Source organism: Streptomyces sp. NPDC051987 (assembly GCF_040680735.1).
Taxonomy (GTDB): domain Bacteria; phylum Actinomycetota; class Actinomycetes; order Streptomycetales; family Streptomycetaceae; genus Streptomyces.
This window is the reverse complement of sequence record NZ_JBFAXI010000062.1, coordinates 1-19,602: the sequence shown is the minus strand read 5'-3', so window position 1 is coordinate 19,602 and position 19,602 is coordinate 1. Positions and strand designations below refer to the sequence as shown.

Below are 19,602 nucleotides of genomic sequence, written 5' to 3'. Positions count from 1 at the left end.
GTACGGGGGGGGGGGGGGGGGGGGGGGGGGGGGGGGGGGGGGGGGGGGGGGGGGGGGCGCGGGGGGGGGGGGGGGGGGGGGGGGGGGGGGGGGGGGGGGGGGGGGGGGGGGGCTTGTCGCGCAGTTCCCCGCGCCCCTGACGGGGCGCTTGTGGGCTGTCGGTTGTCAGGTGCGCGCCTGGCGGGGTGCTTGTGAGCCGTCGGCTGTCAGGTGGGGCTCAGGGGTGTGCTTCCACCGAAGGGGGCGAGCCCGGGAGGGGCTTGCCTGCTGTTTCTGTCATGCGCCAGGTGGCGAAGCCGCCCACTACCGCTGCGGCCATCATGTAGTACGCGGGCATCATCAGGTTCCCCGTCGCCCCGATCAGGGCCGTCACCGCCAGCGGTGTGGTGCCGCCGAAGAGGGAGACCGAGATGTTGAAGCCGACCGAGAGGGAGCCGTAGCGGACCCGGGTCGGGAAGAGGGCCGGGAGGGCGGCCGGCATCGCCGCGGTGAAACAGACCAGGAGGAGGCCGAGGGCGCCCATGCCGAGGGCGACCGCGAGCAGGCTGCCCTGGCGGATCAGGAGGAGGGCCGGGACCGAGAGGGCCAGGAAGCCCGCGCAGCCCGCCGCGATCACCGGGCGGCGGCCGACCCGGTCGGTCAGCGCGCCGGCGAACGGCTGGACGACCATCATCAGCGCCATCACGCCGAGGACGACCAGCAGGCCGTGCGTCTCGTCGTACTTCAGCTCACTGGTGAGATAGCTCGGCATGTACGACAGCAGCATGTAGTCCGTGACGTTGAAGACCAGGACCAGGGCCATGCACAGCAGGAGCGCCCGCCACTGGCCGGTGATCATCTCGCGGAGGGGGACCTTGGGGCGGGCGGACTCCGCCTTCTCGACCTCCGCCGCGAACGCGGGGGTCTCCTCCAGGCGCATCCGCAGGTAGAGGCCGATGATGCCCATCGGGCCCGCGATCAGGAAGGGGACGCGCCAGCCCCAGGAGGTCAGGTCGTCCGCGGACAGCAGCGCCGTCATCAGGGTCACCAGGCCCGCGCCGCCGATGTAGCCCGCCAGCGTGCCGAACTCCAGCCAGCTGCCGAAGAAGCCGCGCTTCTTGTCCGGCGCGTACTCGGCGATGAACGTCGACGCGCCCGCGTACTCGCCGCCGGTGGAGAAGCCCTGGACCAGGCGGGCGGCGAGGAGGAGCAGCGGAGCGCCGACGCCGATCGTCGCGTAGGAGGGGATCAGGCCGATCGCGAAGGTGCCGGCCGCCATCATGATCATGGTGACGGCGAGGACCTTCTGACGGCCCACGCGGTCGCCCAGCGGGCCGAAGACCAGGCCGCCGAGCGGGCGGACCAGGAAGGCCGCCGCGAAGGCGCCGAACGTCGACAGCAGCTGGGCGGTCGGGCTGCCGGACGGGAAGAAGACCTTGCCCAGGGTCACGGCGATGTAGCTGTAGACGCCGAAGTCGAACCACTCCATGGCGTTGCCGAGCGCGGCCGCCTTCACGGCGCGCCTGACCAGCGCGGGGTCGGTGACGGTCGGGGCGGGGGCGGTACGGGCGCCGGGGCGCCGGACGGACGGGGTGACTGCTGCGGCGGTCGCCAAAACGGGGCTCGCCTGCCTTTCGTCGGGGACAGGGACGCGGCCCGTACGGCGCTGGGCGGGCCGAAAAGCGACGATAGGAGCACTTGGTGGCGTCACGTCGCGTACGCACTTACCTGCAGACTGCAGCCAAAGGTGTCGTACGCAGGGACGTCTGCCCGCTCCGGCGGGCTCATGCGGGTCGCGCACTGTGATCCTTGTCGCGCTCCGTGGACGCAACCCCCTCGCCCGCGCCCTGTCGCCTTCGTCACAAAGGTGGGCGGATGTCAGGTGGAGAGGAGGTGCCTGCGTCTGTGTCCAAAGGCGGTGGGAGCCTGATTCGGGTTCTCAGCGCGACATGCGGGACAGGACGCGGCGGGAGGCCGGCGAGGCGTGGGGCACGTGGAGCGTGGCGGGCGAGCGGGGGATGCTTTCGGAGCGGTGGAGGCCGGGGCGCGGTTCAGAACGGTCCGGCTCGGCCTGTGGGCGGTGGCCGCGATCCTTGCCGTACGGCAGCTGGCCGTCGTCCTCGGCACGCCGAGCGGGGACCGGCTGACGGACCTGGAGACGTGGGTCGGCCCGGGCGGTGTGCTGCACGTCAAGGGGTCCCTGTACGACTCGACGCAGTTCACCGGCACCCCCTTCGGCGGGCTGGTGCTCAAGCCGCTCACCAGAGCCGCCGAGCAGGCCCTCGGCTGGGGCTGGACCTTCGGCACGCTGCTGCTGGTGGTCGCCCTCGGCCTGGTCGCCGCCCGCGCGCTGCCCCAGCCGGTGAGCCGCCGCACCTCGCTGCTGGCCGCCCCGGTCGCGATCAGCCTGCTGCTGGTCTCGCTGCCTGTCCGCAACGCCCTCTGGCTCGGCCAGACCAGCATCATCCCGGTCCTGCTGGTGCTGCTCGGCTGCTTCGCCGCCCGCGGGCAGCGCGAGAGCGGGCTGTGCGTCGGCCTGGCCGCCGCCCTCCAGCCGGCCCTGCTGCTGTTCCTGCCGCTGCTGTGGTTCACCGGCCGCCGCCGGGCCGCCGGTGCCGCCGGCGCGACCTTCACCGTGGGCACCGCGCTGGCCTGGGCGGCCATGCCGCACGACTCGTCCACCTACTGGGTCCACCACATCGCCGGTGTCGGCCTCGGCGGCCGGGCCGACGCGCTCGCCAACCAGTCGCTGCACGGCGCGCTGCTGCGGCTGGGGCTGAGCGGCCCGCTGGAGATCGCCCTGTTCCTGGCGCTCGCCGCTGCCGTGGCCACCCTCGCGCTGCGCCGCGCGGTGCGCTACGCCCAGGACGGGCAGTTGCTGCTCGCGGTCGCGATCACCGGGTGCGCGGTGGTGGCGGTGTCGCCGACCGCCTGGCAGCACCAGCTGCTGTGGGTGCTGCTCGCGGTGGTGGGCCGGGCCGGCCGGCGGGCCGCCGACCGGACGGTGTGGCCGGTGGTGGTCGTCCTCGTGATGACACTGCCCGCCAAGGCGATGCTGCCGAACCAGGCGCTCTTCGTGCCGGTGCGCGACAACACGATCCTGCTCGCCGCCCTCGCCGCGGCCACGGTCGTGCCCTTCCTGTCCCGCACCGCCCCGGAGTTCGTCCGCCCGGTCCCGACCCACTACGCGCAGCCGGTCCCGGCCCGCTTCCGGCAGATCCCGCTGGTGTCCTCGCTGCGCCGGGTGCTGACCCGCCCCAACCTCTTCCTGGAACTGGTCGCCATGCGGCTGGTCTACTTCGCCTACCAGCAGATCCGGCTCGCCGCCGCCGGGGACGGCGACGGCACCTCGGGGCGGGCCCGCGCGGAGCGCCACGGGCACCAGATCCACGACATCGAGCGGTTCCTGCACCTCGACATCGAGCACTGGGCCAACCACACGGTCCAGGGCATCGGCTGGTTGCGGGACTTCCTCGACTTCTACTACGAGTCCTTCCACTTCGTCGTCCCGCTGACCGTCCTCGCCCTCCTCTATGTCCGCCGTCCGGTCGACTACCGCTGGGCCCGCACCGCCCTCGGCTTCGCCACCGGCTTCGCCCTGGTCGGCTTCTGGCTCTATCCGCTGGCGCCGCCCCGCCTGATGCCCGGCCTCGGCATCATCGACACGGTGCACGGCCCGCAGGACTTCGCCAAGCCGGACTACGGCACCCTCACCCACCTGACCAACCAGTACGCGGCGATGCCCTCGCTGCACTTCGGCTGGGCGCTGTGGTGCGGGATCGTCATCGCCGTCGTCGCCCCGAAGTGGTGGCTGAAGGTGCTCGGGCTGGTCCACCCCCTCCTCACGGTCTCGGTGATCATCGGCACCGGCAACCACTGGGTCCTGGACGCGGTGGGCGGTGCGGCGGTGGTGGGCGCGGGCTTCGGCGTGGGGTACCTGCTGCAGGGGCCGCGGGCCCTGCGGGGGGCTGCCGCCGAGGAGGGCCGGGAGTCGGTGCTGGTGCCGGCTCCCGGGTGATGCCTGTCGACGGGGCCGCGGTGCGTTGTCGTTCGGCCGCGGCGCCGTCGTGGCCGGTCGCGCAGTTCCTCCCCCAGCCTTCGGCCGGGGGCACCCCCAGCGCCCCTGCGGGGCGCTTCTCAGAGGCGTTGGATGATCGTTCCTGTCGCCAGGGCGCCGCCCGCGCACATGGTGATCAGGGCGAACTCCTTGTCGGTGCGCTCCAGTTCGTGCAGGGCGGTGGTGATGAGGCGGGCGCCGGTGGCGCCGACCGGGTGGCCGAGGGCGATCGCGCCGCCGTTGACGTTGACCTTGTCCAGGTTCTGCTCGAAGACCCGGGCCCAGCTCAGCACCACCGACGCGAACGCCTCGTTGATCTCGACGAGGTCGATGTCCTTCAGGGTCATGCCGGCCTTGCCGAGCACCGCGCGGGTCGCGTCGATCGGGCCGTCGAGGTGGAAGTGCGGGTCGGCGCCGACCAGGGCCTGGGCCACGATCCGGGCCCGGGGGCGGAGCTTGAGCGCGCGGGCCATCCGCTTCGACGCCCACATGATGGCGGCGGCCCCGTCCGAGATCTGCGAGGAGTTGCCGGCGGTGTGCACGGCCGACGGCATCACCGGCTTCAGGCCCGCCAGCGCCTCGGCCGACGTGTCCCGCAGCCCCTCGTCCCTGTCGACCAGGCGCCACATGCCCTGCCCGGCGTGCTGCTCCTCCTCCGTCGTCGGCACCTGGACGGCGAAGGTCTCGCGCTTGAAGCGTTCCTCGGCCCAGGCGTGCGCCGCCCGTTCCTGCGAGAGCAGCCCGAGCGCGTCGACGTCCGCCCTGCTCAGACCCCGGTTGCGGGCGATGCGCTCGGCGGCCTCGAACTGGTTGGGCAGGTCGACGTTCCACTCGTCCGGGAACGGCTTGCCCGGCCCGTGCTTGGAGCCCGAGCCCAGCGGCACCCGGGACATCGCCTCGACGCCGCAGCTGATCCCGACGTCGACGACCCCGGCGGCGATCATGTTGGCGGTCATGTGCGAGGCCTGCTGCGAGGAGCCGCACTGGCAGTCGACGGTGGTGGCCGCGGTCTCGTACGGCAGCCCCATGGTCAGCCAGGCGGTACGCGCGGGGTTCATGGACTGCTCGCCGGCGTGGGTCACCGTGCCGCCGACGATCTGCTCGACCGCGTCGGCGGGGATGCCGGTGCGGCCGAGGAGTTCTCGGTAGGTCTCGCCCAGGAGGTAGGCGGGATGCAGGTTGGCCAGCGCGCCACCGCGCTTGCCGATGGGGGTGCGTACGGCTTCGACGATCACGGGTTCCGCGGCCATGGGGGCTCGGTCCTCTCCTCGGTCACCCGCGCGGCGCAGGGGCGTCCCGGCCCGGCCCGCCACGCAGAACTAGAACGCGTACTAGTTCTGTGTGCAGTCTGCTGACAGGCCGTCCACAACCGCAAGGGGGGTGCACGCAATTGGGGTGACCGTGCCCCTTGCGACTTGTAGAACCCGTTATTACCTTCACGGCAGCCGACGTTTTCTGATGGGCCGTCAGAACACGTCCGCGGCACCTGTCCAGGCCCGTACACGGTGGGAGTGAGTCGCCATGCCCTGTCCCGCGCTGCCCGACGGGTTCGACCTCACCGACCCCGATCTGCTCCATCATCGCGTGCCGCTCCCGGAGTTCGCCGAGCTGCGCCGGGCCGAACCGGTCCGCTGGATCGAACAGCCGCACGGCCTCGCCGGTTTCGCGGACGACGGCTACTGGGCCGTCACCCGGCACGCGGACGTCAAGTACGTCTCCACGCACCCCGAGATCTTCTCGTCCTGGCTCAACACCGCGATCATCCGCTTCGGCGAGCACATGCAGCGGGACGCCATCGACGCCCAGCGGCTGATCCTGCTCAACATGGACCCGCCCGAGCACACCCGGGTCCGCCAGATCATCCAGCGCGGCTTCACCCCGCGCTCCATCCGCGCCCTGGAGGAGCGCCTGCGCACCAGGGCGGGTGCGATCGTCGAGGCGGCCCGCGCGCACACCGGCCCCTTCGACTTCGTCACCGAGGTCGCCTGCGAGCTCCCCCTCCAGGCGATCGCGGAACTGATCGGCATCCCGCAGGACGACCGGGCCAAGATCTTCGACTGGTCCAACAAGATGATCGCGTACGACGACCCGGAGTACGCGATCACCGAGGCGGTGGGCGCCGAGTCCGCCACCGAGCTGATCGCCTACGCGATGAACATGGCGGCCGACCGCAAGCAGTGCCCGGCCAGGGACATCGTCTCCACCCTGGTCGCCGCGGAGGACGAGGGGAACCTCAACTCCGACGAGTTCGGCTTCTTCGTGCTGATGCTCGCGGTGGCCGGCAACGAGACCACCCGCAACGCCATCACCCACGGCATGCACGCGTTCCTCACCCACCCCGAGGCCTGGGACCTCTACAAGCGCGAGCGCCCCGCGACCGCCGCCGAGGAGATCGTCCGCTGGGCCACCCCGGTCAACTCCTTCCAGCGCACCGCCACCCAGGACACCGAACTGGGCGGCAAGCTGATCCGCAAGGGGGACCGGGTCGGGGTCTTCTACGCCTCCGCCAACCACGACCCCGAGGTCTTCAGCGACCCGGACACCTTCGACATCACCCGGGACCCCAATCCCCACCTCGGCTTCGGGGGCGGCGGTCCGCACTACTGCCTCGGCAAGTCCCTGGCCGTCCTGGAGATCGACCTGATCTTCAACGCGATCGCCGACGCGATGCCGGGCCTGCGCCTGGTCAGTGACCCGGACCGGCTGCGCTCGGCGTGGATCAACGGCGTGAAGCACCTCCAGGTCAGCGCCTCCTGAGACCCGGGCCGACGGCTCCCGGCGCCGCCGGCCCGTCCCGAGGGAGGCAGGAGCACCCCCCTTCCCACGCCCCGTTCCTGCCTCCCCCGAGACGTGGTCCTCCCCGAGACATGGTCCCCCGCGAGACGCGGTCCTCTCCGAGACGCGGTTCTCTCCCTGGGCGCGACGTCACTCCCGTCCCGAGGCGACCAGCGCCAGTACCCCGGACACGGCCGCGGCGACGGCCAGCGGGAGGCCCGGACCGTGGTGCGGGATCAGCCAGGCCCCCAGGACGGCGCCGGCCACCAGCGCGGCGATCGCGGCCGCGCGGCGCGGGGTGCGGTCACTGCTGCCGTCGCCGAGTCGGGACTCGGAGACCAGTCCGGTCAGCGTGGTGGTGAGGACCGTGGTCGCCGTGAGGTCGGGCACGCCCAGCTTGCGGACGTTCGCGTTGCGCAGGCCCATCGCGAAGGCGGTCAGCCCGATCAGGGCGTACTCGGCCGCGGTCGCGCCGGACCCGGCGAAGGCGACCGCGGCCGAACCGGCCAGCAGGACCGCCTCCACGGCCAGGATCACCCGCGTCCACCGGCGGCGGGACCCGGCGCCGAACCGGGCCGCGACCCGGCCGCCCACCGCCGCGCCCAGCATGAAGGCGGCCAGCGAGGTCGCCGAGTGGGGGACCGAGAAGCCGGGCGTCCCGGCGGCCGCGAAGCCGAGGATCACCAGGTTGCCGGTCATGTTGGCGGTGAAGACATGGCCCAGTCCGAGGTAGCTGACGGCGTCGATCAGGCCGCTCACCAGCATCAGCGCCAGCAGCACGGCCACCAGCCGCACGCCGCGGGCCTCGGGGTCGCGGGGCGGGGCGGCCGTCGTCATCGTTCCTCCGGCGGGTGGACTGGTGGCTCCGGGCCCAGTGCACCACGTCCGGACATACGGCGGCACCCCCGCCCCCACAGGAGGGGGCGAGGGTGCCGTGGCGCACGGGCGCGCGGGGCGGCCGGCTCAGTACCAGCCGTTGGCCTGCCAGAAGCTCCAGGCGGCGGTCGGGCTGCCGTAGCGGGAGTTCATGTAGTCCAGACCCCACTTGATCTGGGTGGCCGGGTTGGTCTTCCAGTCGGAACCGGCGGACGCCATCTTCGAGCCGGGCAGGGCCTGGACCAGGCCGTAGGCGCCGGAGGAGGAGTTGGTGGCGGAGGGGTTCCAGCCGCTCTCGTGCGAGACGATCTTGCTGAAGGCGTTGAACTGCGCGGCGTCCGGAATCATCTTGTGCGCGATCGCCTGGGCGGAGGAGGCCGACGTGGTGGCGGCCTGGGCGGGCGCCGCGGTCAGGGCCAGGCCGGCGGCGGCAGCGGCCACGGCGGCGGTGGTGAGGGCCTTCTTCGGGGAAGCGACGCGGCGGATGAAGGACACGGACACGGAGAACCTCGTTCGTCGGGGGCAGGGGGTCGCCGTGCGCTCCGGAACCACCCGTGAGGCGCGGTCCGTGTGCGTCGGCGCCGCGGCCCGTTGGGGGCCCGGGGTGCCTGGCGACGTCGTCCAGAGAAGCAGGCCGGAAACATGCCCGCAATCACCCCTTTTACTAGTGGAGGTCGCATAGGCGGCGATCGTCCGCCGAGTGGCGTGGCTCACAAACCGCAGGTCAGTGAGGGTGTCGAAGCGGACATAAAGGAAAGTCCGACTACTGTTCCGGATCGTAGGTGACGTGCGTCATGTGGGGTGCTTCACCCAACGCGTCACCGCGCGCGTACGACGCCTCACGCCCCGGGGCCGTCGAAGGTGACCCCGGGTTCGTCGAAGGTGACCGCGGGCTCGAAGGCGGCCCGCCGGGTGGCCCGGCGCAGCGCCCGCAGCAGCGCCGGACCGAGGAGCAGGGTGAGGACGACCGTGCACACCGCCCGTCCCAGGTCCCAGCCCATGGCCGTGGCCAGGCTGAAGGCGAGGAAACGGGCCAGGTTGGCGGCCGGTCCCGCGTCCGGGTCGAAGGCGATGTTCGACGCGGTGCCGCTCAGCAGCGGCCAGCCCGCCAGGTCGACGACCGTGCCGTAGGCGAACGCGGCCACGAAACCGTAGAGCGCGAGCAGCGCGAGTTCCCCCCGCCCGCGCAGCCGCTCGGGCCCGGGCAGCAGACCGGCCCCCATCGTGAACCAGCCCATCGCCAGCATCTGGAACGGCAGCCACGGCCCCACCCCGCCGGTGAGCAGCGCCGACGCGAACATGGTGAGCGAGCCCAGGGTGAACCCGAAGCCCGGCCCGAGCACCCGCCCGCTCAGCACCATCAGGAAGAACATCGGCTCGATCCCGGCGGTGCCGGCGCCCACCGGCCGCAGCGCCGCCCCGGTCGCCGCCAGCACGCCCAGCATGGCGACCGCCTTGGGACCGAGCCCCGACTCCGCGATCGCCGCCGCCAGCACGGCGACCAGCAGCGCCAGCAGGCCGGCGAAGAGCCAGGGCGCGTCCTGGGCGTGCGAGGCGATCCGGGAGGAGGGCGGCGCGAGGAAGGGCCAGCCGACGGCGACCACCCCGACGGCGCTGACGAGGAGGAGGGCGGCGAGGGAACGGGGGCCGAGCCGCACCGGGCCGGTCATGCCAGCGCCTTTCGAACCTGGGCCACGGTCAGCCACCGCTCGGGCGCGAGGACCTTCGTCACCTGCGGGGCGAAGGACGGCGAGGAGACCACGATGTCGTCGGTCGGCCCGTCCGCGATGACCTCGCCCTCGGCCAGCAGCACCACCCGGTGCGCGAGCTCCGCGGCCAGCTCCACGTCGTGCGTGGCCAGCACGATCGCGTGCCCGTCGGCGGCCAGCCCGCGCAACACACCCACCAGCCGGGCCTTCGCCGCGTAGTCCAGGCCCCGGGTCGGCTCGTCGAGGAGCAGCAGCGGCGGCCGGGCGGTGAGGACGACGGCGAGTGCCAAAGCCAGCCGCTGTCCCTCGGAGAGATCACGGGGGTGCGTGTCGTCGGCGACCCCGGGCAGCAGGCCGGACACCAGCCCGCGGCAGGTCCCCGGCGCCGCCCCGGCGTCCCGGTCGGCGGCCGCGCACTCGGCGCCCACCGTGTCGGCGTACAGCAGGTCACGGGGTTCCTGCGGGACCAGCCCGACCAGGCGTACGAGGTCACGCGGCCGGGTGCGGTGCGGGACCGCGCCACCGACCCGCACCGTGCCGGAGCCCGGCTCGACCAGCCCGACCAGGGCGCCGAGCAGCGTCGACTTCCCGGCGCCGTTGCGGCCCATGAGAGCGACGGTCTCGCCGGGGGCGACACCGAGATCGACACCCCGCAGCGCGTCGACCCGGTCCCGGCGGACGGTCAGCGAACGGACCTCGGCGAAGGCGGCGGGGCCGGCCGCGGAGGCCGCCGCGGGGTGGGCCGCGGGGTCCGCCGCGGGCCGCCGCTCCGGGGCCCGCCCGGCGAGACGGTCCCGCAGCCCGGACGCCGCCGCCCGCCGCCGGGCGTCCCGCACGGTCAACGGCAGCGGCGACCAGCCGGCCAGCCGCCCCAGCTCCACCACCGGCGGACACACCGGCGACCCGGCCATCACCTCGGCGGGCGTCCCGCAGACCGGCGCGGCCCCGTCCCCCGGCAGCAGCACGACCCGGTCGGCGTACTGCACCACCCGCTCCAGCCGGTGCTCGGCCAGCAGCACCGTCGTCCCCAGGTCGTGCACCAGCCGCTGGAGCACGGCCAGCACCTCCTCGGCGGCGGCGGGGTCCAGGGCGGAGGTCGGCTCGTCGAGCACCAGGACCGCGGGGTGGGGGGTGAGCACCGACCCGATGGCGACCCGCTGCCGCTGCCCGCCCGAGAGCGTGCCGATCGCCCGGTCCCGCAGCTCGGCGAGCCCCAGCAGATCCAGGGTCTCCTCCACCCGTCGCCGCATCACGGCCGGGGACATCCCCAACGACTCCATCCCGTAAGCGAGTTCGTCCTCCACCGTGTCGGTCACGAAGTGGGCGAGCGGATCCTGGCCCACCGTGCCGACGACGTCGGCGAGTTCGCGCGGCCGGTGGGTACGGGTGTCCCGGCCGGCGACCGTCACCCGGCCGCGCAGGGTGCCGCCGGTGAAGTGCGGCACCAGCCCGCTCACGGCGTTCAGCACCGTCGACTTCCCGGTCCCGGACGGGCCCACCAGCAGGACGAGTTCACCCTCGGGCACCTCGAAGTCGACGCCCCGCACGGCGGGTCGGGCCGCGCCCTCGTACGTGACGGAGACGTCCTCGAACCGGATCACGACGGCTCCTTCGGCACGACGAGGGCAGGCAGCAGACCGAGCAGCACGGCGGCCGCGGGCCACAGGGGCAACGTGGGGGCGACCAGCGGTACCACCCCGGGACGCAGGGCGTCCGGATCGCGCACCGACGCCAGGGTGAGCAGGGCGGCCACGGCGGCGCCCGCGCCGGACACCAGCCAGGCCCGCGCGTCCCACGGGTCGGGCCGGTACCGGGTGCGCGGCGAACGCCGGCCGCCGAGCCGCAGCCCCGCGAGCGCGGCGGCGACCCCGGCCAGCAGCACCGGCAGGCCGTATCCGCCGCCCTCCGCGGCGAGCAGCCCGTACGTTCCCGCGCAGACGCCGAGCAGACCGCCGAGGGTGAGCCAGGCCGTCGTACGGCGGACCCGGGCCGGGACGTCGGCGGCGCGGCCGTATCCGCGCGCGTCCATGGCGGCGGCGAGGGCGACCGAACGCTCCAACGCGCCCTCCAGCACCGGGAGTCCGACCTGCAGCAGGCCGCGCAGACCGGAGTCGGGGCGGCCGCGCAGCCGCCGGGCGGCCCGCAGCCGCTGCACGTCCGCCACCAGGTGCGGCGCGAAGGTGAGGGCGACGACGGCGGCCACGCCCAGCTCGTACAGGGCGCCGGGGAGGGACTTGAGCAGCCGGGCCGGACTGGCGAGCGCGTTCGCGGCGCCGACGCAGACGAGGAGGGTGGCGATCCTGAGGCCGTCGTACAGGGCGAAGACGAGGGCCTCGGCCGTCACCCGGCCGCCGAGGCGGATGCCCTGCGCCCAGTGGGGGAGCGGCACTTCGGGGAGGGTGACGAGGGTGTGCGCGCCGGGGACGGGGGAGCCGAGGACGACGGTGAAGACGAGGCGGACGAGGAGGACGCCGAGGGCGAGCTTGGCGAAGGCGGCGTAGGAGCGGGACCAGGGCGCGGAACGGCTCCGGCAGACCGCCACGACGTAGGCGGTGACCGTGACGAGCAGGGCGAGCAGAAGGGGGTTGCTGGTCCGCGACGCGGCGACCCCCAGCGAGAGGGACCAGAGCCACCAGGCGCCGGGGTGCACGGTGCGGCTGCGCCGGAGCCGACGCGAAGGCAGCGACGCCGCCCCGCGCGGCGGCTGCCGCCGCGCGGACGCGAGGAGGCTCCACCGACTCGGGGCGCCGCCGCTGTCGGCGGTCAGGGCGCGCCCCGTAAGGGGCGCGGGGCTGTGTCCGGCGTCCGGCTGCCGCCGCGTGGGTGCGAGGAGGTTCCACCGGCTCGGGGTGTCGCTGCTGTCGGCGGTCAGGGGGCGCCCCGTAAGGGGCGCGGGGCCGTGCCCGGTGTGCGGCTGCCGCCGCGTGGGCGCGACAAGCCCCCACCGGCCCGCGGGGAACTGCGCGACCGGCTCCCGTCGGCCCGCGCCGTGGCGCTCACGCATTCTTCTGCCGCCGTGTCTGCCAGAAGGCCCCCGCGGCCAGGAGCGCCACGACTCCCGCGCCCGCCAGCAGGCCCAGTGACGGCCCGCTGTCCGAGGCCCGGCCCCCGGCCCCCGCCCCCGTCCCCGCGGCCACCTCCTCACCGCAGCCCCGCTGCGGATACCCCCCGATGGCACAGAGCAACGCGTTCGTGTCGTACCGCAGCGGCTTCGCCACCGCGGCCAGTGCCTCCGCCGCCGTCGCGTCGGCGGACACCACCGCGCAGGCCGTCCGGCGCGCGGGCGGCCGTTCCCCCGAGGGCGCGTCCGCCGTCGTGCCGAAGTCCAGGACCAGTCCCACCCGCTTGTGGCCCCCGACGGCCGGCGTCCGCGCACAGATCGTCCCGAAGTCCGCCGTGCCGCGCGGCCGCGACGCGTCCGAGGAGTCCTCGCTCACCGCAAAGCGGAAACCCTCGACCGCGCCGTCGGCGGGCCGCGCCGTCGAGGGGCCCTGCGTGGCGTACGTCCAGCGTGCGCCGTCCCGCTCCCAGAAGGACCAGTAGCGGTAGCCGGTGGCCGCCGCCGGCCCCGCGACCGCCGCGCACAGCGTCAGCGCGGCCAGGAGCAGCAGCACGGCACGGCGGGCCGCGGTCACAGCTGCCGCTGCTTCCGCCGCCCGCTGAACAGGAAGCCGATGCCGATGCCGGCGACGAGACCGGTACCGACGATCCACCACACGCCGGTACCGGACTTCTTGTCCTGCTTCTCCCCGGCGTGCTCCGCGGCAGCCGCCCGCGGGGCCGGTCCCGTCGAGTTCAGCGCCGTCACCAGGTTCGTCCCGCCGAAGTCACGGGGGTCCGCGCCCATCGCGTGCGCGGCGAGGATCAGCTCGGCCCAGGCCGCGGGCCCGCTCTGCTCGGCCCACGGCACGGCGTGCGCCGCCAGCCAGGCGTACGGCTTCCGCGCCGGCTCCGTCCAGCCCTGCGCGGCCAGGGCGACGACCGCGTCGGCGGTGTTGCCGTAGTCCGGCTGCGTCTTGGCGCCGGGCAGCGCGGAGACGAGGTGGCCGGTCCGGGACATGGCGTCCGCGAGGTACGCGGCGCCGTTGCGGGCCACCTCCGCCGGGGTGAGGGCCTTGGCGGCGCCGACGCAGGCGGGGTCCGCCGCCGGCGCCTTCCCGGCCGTCGTCACGAAGCCCTTGCCGAGGGCGGCGAGCACCCCGGCCGCGGTCGCGTCCGCGTTGGCGGCCAGCTTTCCCTGCTTGTCCGGCTGGTAGGCGAGGGCGCCGCCGCCGTCCTGGCCGCAGGGCACCGACCACTTGGCGAGCAGGTCGTACGGCGACCTGTCCGCGCTCGCACCGGCCGCCGCGAGCGCGCCGATCACCACGCCCGTGGAGTTGGTGTCGCTGGGCGAGCCCGGGGTGTAGCCCCAGCCGCCGTCCTTGTTCTGCACCGACTTGAGCCAGGTCGCGGCCTTGGCCGCGGCGGCGTCGTGGCCGCCGACCGACTTCAGCGCCTGTATGGCGGCCGCCGTGCTGTTGGTGTCGACCGTCACCTTGGTGTCGCAGGCCGCCGTGGGGTCGGCGCGGAACGCCGCGAACGCGCCGTCGGCGCACTGCTGCCCGGCCAGCCAGTCCACCGCCTTCGCGGCCGGGGTGACCCCGGTCGCACGCTGGGCCAGCAGGGCGAGCGACTGCCGCCAGACGCCGTCGTACCGGGGGTCGGAGCTGCCGTACAGCCCGGACGGCCGGACCGCGGACGCGGACGGCGACGGGGTGCCGGCGGCCAGCGCGGTCGTCGCGGGTGTGGCGGTACCGATCACGGCGGTGGCGGCCAGCACCCCTGCGGTGCGGCGGAGGACGGTCATGGTCGGCGGGTGCCTCTCCCTGCGGGGAGCCGGGCAGCGCGGGACACCCCGGCGGCTCGGCTCCGTAAACCTCGACGGTGCCGTGCGACGACGGGTGCCGGCGCACCTGAGCCGATCAACGTCCCGCGTGGGGCGGTCCGGCTCGCCACAGGTGGGTTGTGGCTCACGGTTGCGGGTCAGCGCCGGAATTGCACCGGCTTCCCCCCGTACGGGTGATGACGACCCGGCTACCTTACCGGCCGCCGCCGCGCCCCTGAGAGGGGGCTGTGCGGAGCGAGGCAGCGGGACCCTTTCGTTACGGTCATGCCATGACGGGGAGCCCGCTCGGGCCGCGGCGTTCGGCCGACGTGGGCCCCGGGTCACCGACCGGACCGACGTCCTGGGGGGCGCGGGGGAGTTGGTCCGGGCGGTCGCTTCCCGGTGTCGGGGCGCGGGACTACCCGCGTGTGAAGCCGTGGCTTCGCTCCACCTTCGCCACGTGCAGGGTGTAGCTCTCGTACCACTCGGCCCGCCCACGCTTCTGCGCCGCGCGGTGCTCGGTGTCGGTCCGCCACCGGGTGAGGGCGTCGGCGTCCCGGAAGTACCCGACGGTGATGCCCAGCCCGCCGGGGGTCTGCGCGTGGTCCATCCCCAGATACCCCGGGATGTCCTTCACCAGCTCCTCCATACGTGCGCTGGTCTCGCCGTAGCCGCTCTGGTCCTCGGTCTTCACCGAGGCGAAGACGGCTACGTAGTAGGGGGGTTCGAAGGCCTCGACGGGCGTCGGGTGCTGGGTCATGGCGCCACCTTAGGACGCCTGGGCCCTGCTGCGGCGTGTCGCTGTCGTGCCCGGGTTCCCCGGCCGGGTTCGCGTGTTCCTAGGCCGCGTTCGCGAGCGGTGCGATGTCCGCCGAGAGGTGGCGGGCCATGCGGCGCAGCGCGTCGTCGCAGTCGGACGGGGTCTCGCCGACCGCCACCCACAGGGCCAGCCGGTCGGCGACGGTGGCGTGCGGGCCGGCGGTGACCCGGTCGCCGGTGTGCCGGGTGAGCAGCATGCGGTCGGCGCCGGGCTCGTGGACGGCGTCGGGGGAGAGGTCCAGGCGTTCGAGGCGCCCGGTGGCGGCGGGGTAGGCGAACTGGACCGCCGCCGCCCGCTGCCGGGTGGGCGTCGTGTCGGGCACCTCGCCGGTGGCCAGGGCGGCCGCAACCTGCGCGAGATCGACGCCGGTGGCCCGCCGGACCAGGAGCGGGATCAGATCGCCCGGCAGCTGCGGGGCGACGTCGGTGACCCGGGGGCCGCGGTCGGTCAGGGTGAGGCCGATGTGCAGGACACCCCGGTCGACACCGAGGGCGTGCACGGTGCGGTCGACGGCCAGGCGCAGGAAACGGTTGTGCAGCAGGCCGTCGTGGGCGTGCACGGCGTGCCGGAGCGGCTGCCGCGCGGGCGCCGGGCCCAGGGTCGTACGGGTGATGGCGGCGATGCGGATCTCGCCGTCGAGGACGACCGTCTCGGCCGAGACACGGGACGCGCCGGGGCCGCCCGGGTCACCGGGACCGTCCGGGTCGTCGGTGGGCACCGTGCGGGCGGCGAGCAGCGCGCGCAGCGCCGGCGGGTCACCGCAGGCGGCGACCGCGGCGAGGGAGGGGCCGGGCAGCCCCAACTGCCCGGCGATCCTGGCGGCGGCGAGCGCGTACGCGCCCGAGTGGGTCAGCACGCCGCGGACCCGGTGCCGGGCCGCGAACCGCACCACCGCCGAGGCCGTGGCACCGCCCTTGCCGGGGTCCGCCGCGAGGTGACCGGCCAGGAACGGCTGCGCCCAGGCGGGCGGCGCGGCGTCCACGAGCAGCACCGGGCGGACCGCGGCGACACGCGCCAGCGCGAACTCGTCGTACGCGCGCCGGCGGCCGGCACCGAGGAGCAGGACGGGCTGCGGCATCGGTTCGCCTCACCTTCTGGGGAGGAGGCGGGCGGCTGGTCGCCCCGGATGCCGCTCCCCCACGGGCGGCACCAGGGACGGTTCGGTTCGACCGTGGCCTGGTGCCGTGATCCTTTCCTGTCGGTCTGTCACATGTCAACGATCCCTGCCTTCTTGCGCAGTGGTCCTTGTCATGTCTGGTGGGTGGGACCGGTGATTGGATAGCCTCGCGTCTGCTCGGCCGATCGGCCGACCACGCGTGTCCAGGGGGGACTTTGGTGAGTGACGCCCATGCCCCGCTGACCGCCGTACTGCGACGGCTCGGGGAGCTGACCGGACGGCCGGGGCGGCTGTCCGAGGTGCTGGACGTGGCCGACCTGTCCTACCGCACCGGGGTCCCGGCCGGGGTCGTCGCCGAACTCCTCGCCGGCGGGTCGGTGCCCGAGACGGGGCTCGCCGAACGGGTGCGGCAGCGCCTCGACTTCATCCGCGAGCACCGACGCCGTCCCGACGGGAAGCGGTACTCGCTGGGCGAGCTCGCGGCGATCGCCGGGACCAGCAGGCAGTGGCTGAGCGAGTGGCGCAAGAGCGGTCTGCCGAGCCTCGAACACACCGACCGGCTGCGGCGGTTCTTCGGTCTGCCGGCCGGCTTCTTCACCGCCGACGAGCCCGAGGCGCTGCACGAGGCGCTCCAGCCGGTGCTGCAGGGCCTGGAGGCCCAGGCCGACCCGCTCTCCCGGCTCCGCGAGAGCGGTCTGGTCCGCCTGGCCGCCCGCGCCCCGCAGATGAACGCCCGGCAGCTGGCCACCCTCGCCGACCTGGCGGAGATGCTCATCACCGCCGAGCAGGCCGTCAACTGAGCCCGGGGCGCGGGTGGTTCAGCCGCCCGCCGTCGGGGTCGGCCCGCCGAACGGCAGCACCAGCGTCCGGGACGCCAGCAGCCAGCCGCCGTCCACGCACCGGAAGCGGTCCTCGTAGTGCCCGACCTGCACGGGCGGCCCGGCCGGCACCGTCGCGCCGTCGTGACCGTCGACCCGGTACGTCTGGAAGTACGAGGTCGCGGCCGCCGTGTCCGGTCCCGTCACCGTGACGAGGATGTTCGACATCACGCGCCGGGAGAGCCGGCCCGGCGGCCGGGAGCCGAAGTAGGCGGCGAGCGCCGCCCGCCCCTCGGCCCGCCGCCCGTCCCCGGGCGGCGGCCACTCCCACCACCCGTCCTCGGTGAACAGGTCCGCCACGGAGGACGGTTCGCCGAGGTCGAGCCGGCGGACGAAGTCGACGACGAGACGCTCGCAGGCGCGTTCGGCGAGCAGCCGTTCCAGAGGGTCCATGCGTCTGTCTAGCAGCCGGGAGCGCCACCCGGCGAACGAAATTCGGCGGGACGGGAAGGCACCGCGGATGCCGGCCGGGTCGGCTTCGGTCCCGCGGATGTCGTGCGGGCGGGCGACGGCCCCGCGGACGACAGCCGCGCGGGTGTCGGTCGCGCGGACGTCGGTCCCGCGGATGCCGGTCGCGCGAGGCTCACACGGCCACGTACGTGAGCGGCTCGCTCCCCGTCACCGCCTCCGCCCGCCCCTGCTTCACCAGGCGCCGCAGATGGGCCTCGGCCTCCGAGACGGCGATGTTCCGCGAACCGTAGGGGATCTGCTCCCAGGGCCGGTTCCACTCCATCCGCACCGCCAACTGCCAGGGGGTGAGCGGCTGCTGGAGGAGCGAGAGCAGTCCGGCGAGGCGTTCCTCGTGGTGGGCCAGCAGCTCGCGGACCCGCCCCGGCGCGTCGGTGAAGGTGTGCTGGTGGGCCGGGAGCACCTCGGCGGGGGCGAGGCGGCCGACGCGTTCCAGGGAGTCGAGGTAGTCGCCGAGGGGGTCGGTGACGGTCGCGTCGTCGGGATCCTCGTAGAGGCCGATGTGCGGGGTGATCTCGGGGAGCAGGTGGTCGCCGGAGAACAGGCGGCCTTGGCCGGGCAGCCGGGCCGGATGCTCCTCCTCCAGGTGCAGGCAGACATGGCCGGGCGTGTGGCCGGGCGTCCAGACGGCACGCAGCCGGCGGCCCGGGAGGTCGAGCAGCTCGCCGGGGAGGATCTCCCGGTCGGGGAGGGCGGGGGCCAGGCCGGGCGGGGCGCTTCGGCGCCGGGGTCCGCCGCGCAACGGGGCCACGTGCTCCTCCGGTGCCCCGGCGGCCGTCAGCTTCGCCGCCATGTACGTGAACCACCGCTCCGGCCGGGTCTCCCGGGCCCGCCGCACGATCGCCGCGTCGGCCGCGTGCATCGCGATCCAGGCCCCGGACGCCTCGCGCACCTTCCCCGACAGCCCGTGGTGGTCGGGATGGTGGTGGGTGATGACGATGCCGTGCACCTCGCCGACGCCCGTGCCGCACGCCGTCAGTCCCGCCGCCAGCACGTCCCACGACCCGGGATCGTCCCACCCGGTGTCGACCAGGACGGGCCCGCGGTCGGTGTCCAGCACGTACACCAGCGTGTACCCGAGCGGGTTGTCCGGTATGGGCACGGCGACGGACCGTACGCCCCCGCCGAGATCCCGCACCGTCACCCGCGGCCCCGCCTCCGCCGACCCGCCCAGACTCTCCGTCATCGCGCTGCCTCCGACCCGCCCGGTCCCGCCGGCCCCACGGCCACTGTTCACTATAACGAGAGCTGATGGCGCGTCAGATGACGGGCCACGACGTTCCGGCGCCCGGCCCGGGGCGGCCGCATATTGGTTTGCGGCCGCGCGGACCGGCCGGATAGGAAGCTCGCATGCTGCGAGGTGACATGGTCGGGCTGCGGGCCCGGCGCGAGGAGGACATCCCGGTCCTGCGGGCCGAACTCTGGAACGACGTGGCCGGCTCCTCGCGGGCCGACAGCCGGCCATGGCGGCCGGTCTCGCCCGGCTCGACGGACCCGAGGCTCTCGCTGGACGACAGCGACGAACAGGCGGTCAGGTTCGCCGTGGTCGAGCTGGCGGGCGGCACGCTGGTCGGCGGCGCCACGCTGTGGGACATCGACACCCACAACCGGGTCGCGCACATCGGGCTGAGGCTGCTGCCCGCCGCCCGCGGCAAGGGCTACGGCACCGACGTGGTCGCGGTCCTGTGCCACTACGGCTTCGTCGTGCTCGGCCTGCGACGGCTGCAGATCGAGACGCTGGCCGACAACCCCGCGATGCTGCGCGCCGCCGAACGCAACGGCTTCGTCCGTGAGGGCGTACTGCGCTCCTCCGCCTGGGTGTTGGGCGAGTTCAAGGACGAGGTGCTGCTCGGCCTCCTCGTCGACGAGTGGCAGCCGGTCTCGCAGGCCTGAGCCGCCCCGGGGCGGCTCACGGCCCCGCCGTACCCGCCGAACTCGCTGGTGAGAGCACGATCGGTCCCATGCCTGGCTTAGTTGAACTAGAACTGGCGCGACGTCCGATGCCCCGAGGAGAAGTTCACTTGAGGGTGTCCTGACCAGCGGCGGAGTCGTAGTTGCT

General features: G+C 74.3%; 17 protein-coding genes and 1 riboswitch. Of the genes, 4 read left to right on the top strand and 13 right to left on the bottom strand.

Annotation, left to right across the window (positions count from 1 at the left end):
- Positions 1-217: 217 nt before the first annotated feature.
- The gene (proP, locus tag AB0M11_RS28100) at positions 218-1,594 is read right to left on the bottom strand and encodes a glycine betaine/L-proline transporter ProP (RefSeq protein WP_365710253.1); all 1,377 of its coding nucleotides are present in this window, start codon (positions 1,592-1,594) and stop codon (positions 218-220) included.
- A 369-nt stretch (positions 1,595-1,963) separates the two neighbouring features.
- On the opposite strand from proP, the gene AB0M11_RS28095 reads away from it, so the two are divergent.
- The gene (locus AB0M11_RS28095; protein ID WP_365710251.1) at positions 1,964-3,997 is read left to right on the top strand and encodes a bifunctional glycosyltransferase 87/phosphatase PAP2 family protein; all 2,034 of its coding nucleotides are present in this window, start codon (positions 1,964-1,966) and stop codon (positions 3,995-3,997) included.
- Positions 3,998-4,116: 119 nt separating this feature from the next.
- On the opposite strand, the gene AB0M11_RS28090 is transcribed toward AB0M11_RS28095, so the two are convergent.
- Positions 4,117-5,286, bottom strand: coding sequence for a steroid 3-ketoacyl-CoA thiolase (locus tag AB0M11_RS28090; RefSeq protein WP_365710249.1), 1,170 nt, complete (start codon positions 5,284-5,286; stop codon positions 4,117-4,119).
- A 271-nt stretch (positions 5,287-5,557) separates the two neighbouring features.
- Here AB0M11_RS28090 and AB0M11_RS28085 point away from each other — a divergent pair, with 271 nt between their 5' ends.
- A complete protein-coding gene (locus tag AB0M11_RS28085; protein WP_365710247.1) occupies positions 5,558-6,793 on the top strand; it encodes a cytochrome P450 in 1,236 nt (411 codons plus the stop codon).
- A 168-nt stretch (positions 6,794-6,961) separates the two neighbouring features.
- Here AB0M11_RS28085 and AB0M11_RS28080 read toward each other — a convergent pair whose 3' ends face one another.
- The 9 genes from AB0M11_RS28080 to AB0M11_RS28040 form a co-directional block, all read right to left on the bottom strand.
- On the bottom strand, positions 6,962-7,648 hold the full coding sequence (locus AB0M11_RS28080) for a YoaK family protein (protein ID WP_365710245.1): 687 nt from the start codon (positions 7,646-7,648) through the stop codon (positions 6,962-6,964).
- A 126-nt stretch (positions 7,649-7,774) separates the two neighbouring features.
- Entirely contained in the window at positions 7,775-8,188 is a 414-nt protein-coding gene (locus tag AB0M11_RS28075) for a transglycosylase SLT domain-containing protein (protein ID WP_365710243.1), read from the bottom strand.
- A gap of 338 nt (positions 8,189-8,526) precedes the next feature.
- Positions 8,527-9,357, bottom strand: a complete 831-nt coding sequence (locus AB0M11_RS28070) for an ECF transporter S component (protein WP_365710242.1) — start codon at positions 9,355-9,357, stop codon at positions 8,527-8,529.
- On the bottom strand, positions 9,354-10,997 hold the full coding sequence (locus AB0M11_RS28065; RefSeq protein ID WP_365710240.1) for an ATP-binding cassette domain-containing protein: 1,644 nt from the start codon (positions 10,995-10,997) through the stop codon (positions 9,354-9,356). The genes AB0M11_RS28070 and AB0M11_RS28065 overlap by 4 nt, the downstream gene beginning before the upstream one ends.
- Complete coding sequence (locus tag AB0M11_RS28060; RefSeq protein ID WP_365710299.1) at positions 10,994-12,079, bottom strand: CbiQ family ECF transporter T component; 1,086 nt, start codon at positions 12,077-12,079, stop codon at positions 10,994-10,996. Before AB0M11_RS28060 ends, AB0M11_RS28065 begins: the two co-directional genes overlap by 4 nt.
- Positions 12,080-12,392: 313 nt before the next feature.
- Positions 12,393-13,031 (bottom strand): SCO2322 family protein, encoded by a 639-nt coding sequence (locus AB0M11_RS28055; RefSeq protein WP_365710238.1) that lies wholly within the window; start codon positions 13,029-13,031, stop codon positions 12,393-12,395.
- Complete coding sequence (locus tag AB0M11_RS28050; RefSeq protein WP_365710237.1) at positions 13,028-14,242, bottom strand: prenyltransferase/squalene oxidase repeat-containing protein; 1,215 nt, start codon at positions 14,240-14,242, stop codon at positions 13,028-13,030. The genes AB0M11_RS28055 and AB0M11_RS28050 overlap by 4 nt, the downstream gene beginning before the upstream one ends.
- Positions 14,243-14,354: 112 nt before the next feature.
- Positions 14,355-14,485: riboswitch (cobalamin riboswitch) on the bottom strand.
- A gap of 193 nt (positions 14,486-14,678) precedes the next feature.
- Positions 14,679-15,020, bottom strand: a complete 342-nt coding sequence (locus AB0M11_RS28045; RefSeq protein WP_365710235.1) for an antibiotic biosynthesis monooxygenase — start codon at positions 15,018-15,020, stop codon at positions 14,679-14,681.
- A 79-nt stretch (positions 15,021-15,099) separates the two neighbouring features.
- On the bottom strand, positions 15,100-16,158 hold the full coding sequence (locus AB0M11_RS28040; RefSeq protein WP_365710233.1) for a hypothetical protein: 1,059 nt from the start codon (positions 16,156-16,158) through the stop codon (positions 15,100-15,102).
- A gap of 257 nt (positions 16,159-16,415) precedes the next feature.
- On the opposite strand from AB0M11_RS28040, the gene AB0M11_RS28035 reads away from it, so the two are divergent.
- Complete coding sequence (locus AB0M11_RS28035; protein ID WP_365710231.1) at positions 16,416-16,997, top strand: XRE family transcriptional regulator; 582 nt, start codon at positions 16,416-16,418, stop codon at positions 16,995-16,997.
- An 18-nt stretch (positions 16,998-17,015) separates the two neighbouring features.
- Here AB0M11_RS28035 and AB0M11_RS28030 read toward each other — a convergent pair whose 3' ends face one another.
- Both AB0M11_RS28030 and AB0M11_RS28025 read right to left on the bottom strand, forming a co-directional pair.
- Positions 17,016-17,468, bottom strand: a complete 453-nt coding sequence (locus tag AB0M11_RS28030) for a nuclear transport factor 2 family protein (protein WP_365710229.1) — start codon at positions 17,466-17,468, stop codon at positions 17,016-17,018.
- A 190-nt stretch (positions 17,469-17,658) separates the two neighbouring features.
- Positions 17,659-18,729 (bottom strand): MBL fold metallo-hydrolase, encoded by a 1,071-nt coding sequence (locus AB0M11_RS28025; protein ID WP_365710227.1) that lies wholly within the window; start codon positions 18,727-18,729, stop codon positions 17,659-17,661.
- A gap of 164 nt (positions 18,730-18,893) precedes the next feature.
- Between AB0M11_RS28025 and AB0M11_RS28020 the strand changes: the two genes are divergently transcribed.
- The gene (locus AB0M11_RS28020) at positions 18,894-19,436 is read left to right on the top strand and encodes a GNAT family protein (RefSeq protein WP_365710225.1); all 543 of its coding nucleotides are present in this window, start codon (positions 18,894-18,896) and stop codon (positions 19,434-19,436) included.
- The last annotated feature ends 166 nt before the right edge of the window (positions 19,437-19,602 follow it).

Coding starts and splice junctions, on each gene's coding strand:
- AB0M11_RS28030 (WP_365710229.1), bottom strand. CDS start 17,468: ATGGACCCTCTGGAACGGCTGCTCGCCGAACGCGCCTGCGAGCGTCTC.
- AB0M11_RS28050 (WP_365710237.1), bottom strand. CDS start 14,242: ATGACCGTCCTCCGCCGCACCGCAGGGGTGCTGGCCGCCACCGCCGTG.
- AB0M11_RS28085 (WP_365710247.1), top strand. CDS start 5,558: ATGCCCTGTCCCGCGCTGCCCGACGGGTTCGACCTCACCGACCCCGAT.
- AB0M11_RS28025 (WP_365710227.1), bottom strand. CDS start 18,729: ATGACGGAGAGTCTGGGCGGGTCGGCGGAGGCGGGGCCGCGGGTGACG.
- AB0M11_RS28020 (WP_365710225.1), top strand. CDS start 18,894: ATGCTGCGAGGTGACATGGTCGGGCTGCGGGCCCGGCGCGAGGAGGAC.
- AB0M11_RS28070 (WP_365710242.1), bottom strand. CDS start 9,357: ATGACCGGCCCGGTGCGGCTCGGCCCCCGTTCCCTCGCCGCCCTCCTC.
- AB0M11_RS28040 (WP_365710233.1), bottom strand. CDS start 16,158: ATGCCGCAGCCCGTCCTGCTCCTCGGTGCCGGCCGCCGGCGCGCGTAC.
- AB0M11_RS28080 (WP_365710245.1), bottom strand. CDS start 7,648: ATGACGACGGCCGCCCCGCCCCGCGACCCCGAGGCCCGCGGCGTGCGG.
- AB0M11_RS28045 (WP_365710235.1), bottom strand. CDS start 15,020: ATGACCCAGCACCCGACGCCCGTCGAGGCCTTCGAACCCCCCTACTAC.
- AB0M11_RS28090 (WP_365710249.1), bottom strand. CDS start 5,286: ATGGCCGCGGAACCCGTGATCGTCGAAGCCGTACGCACCCCCATCGGC.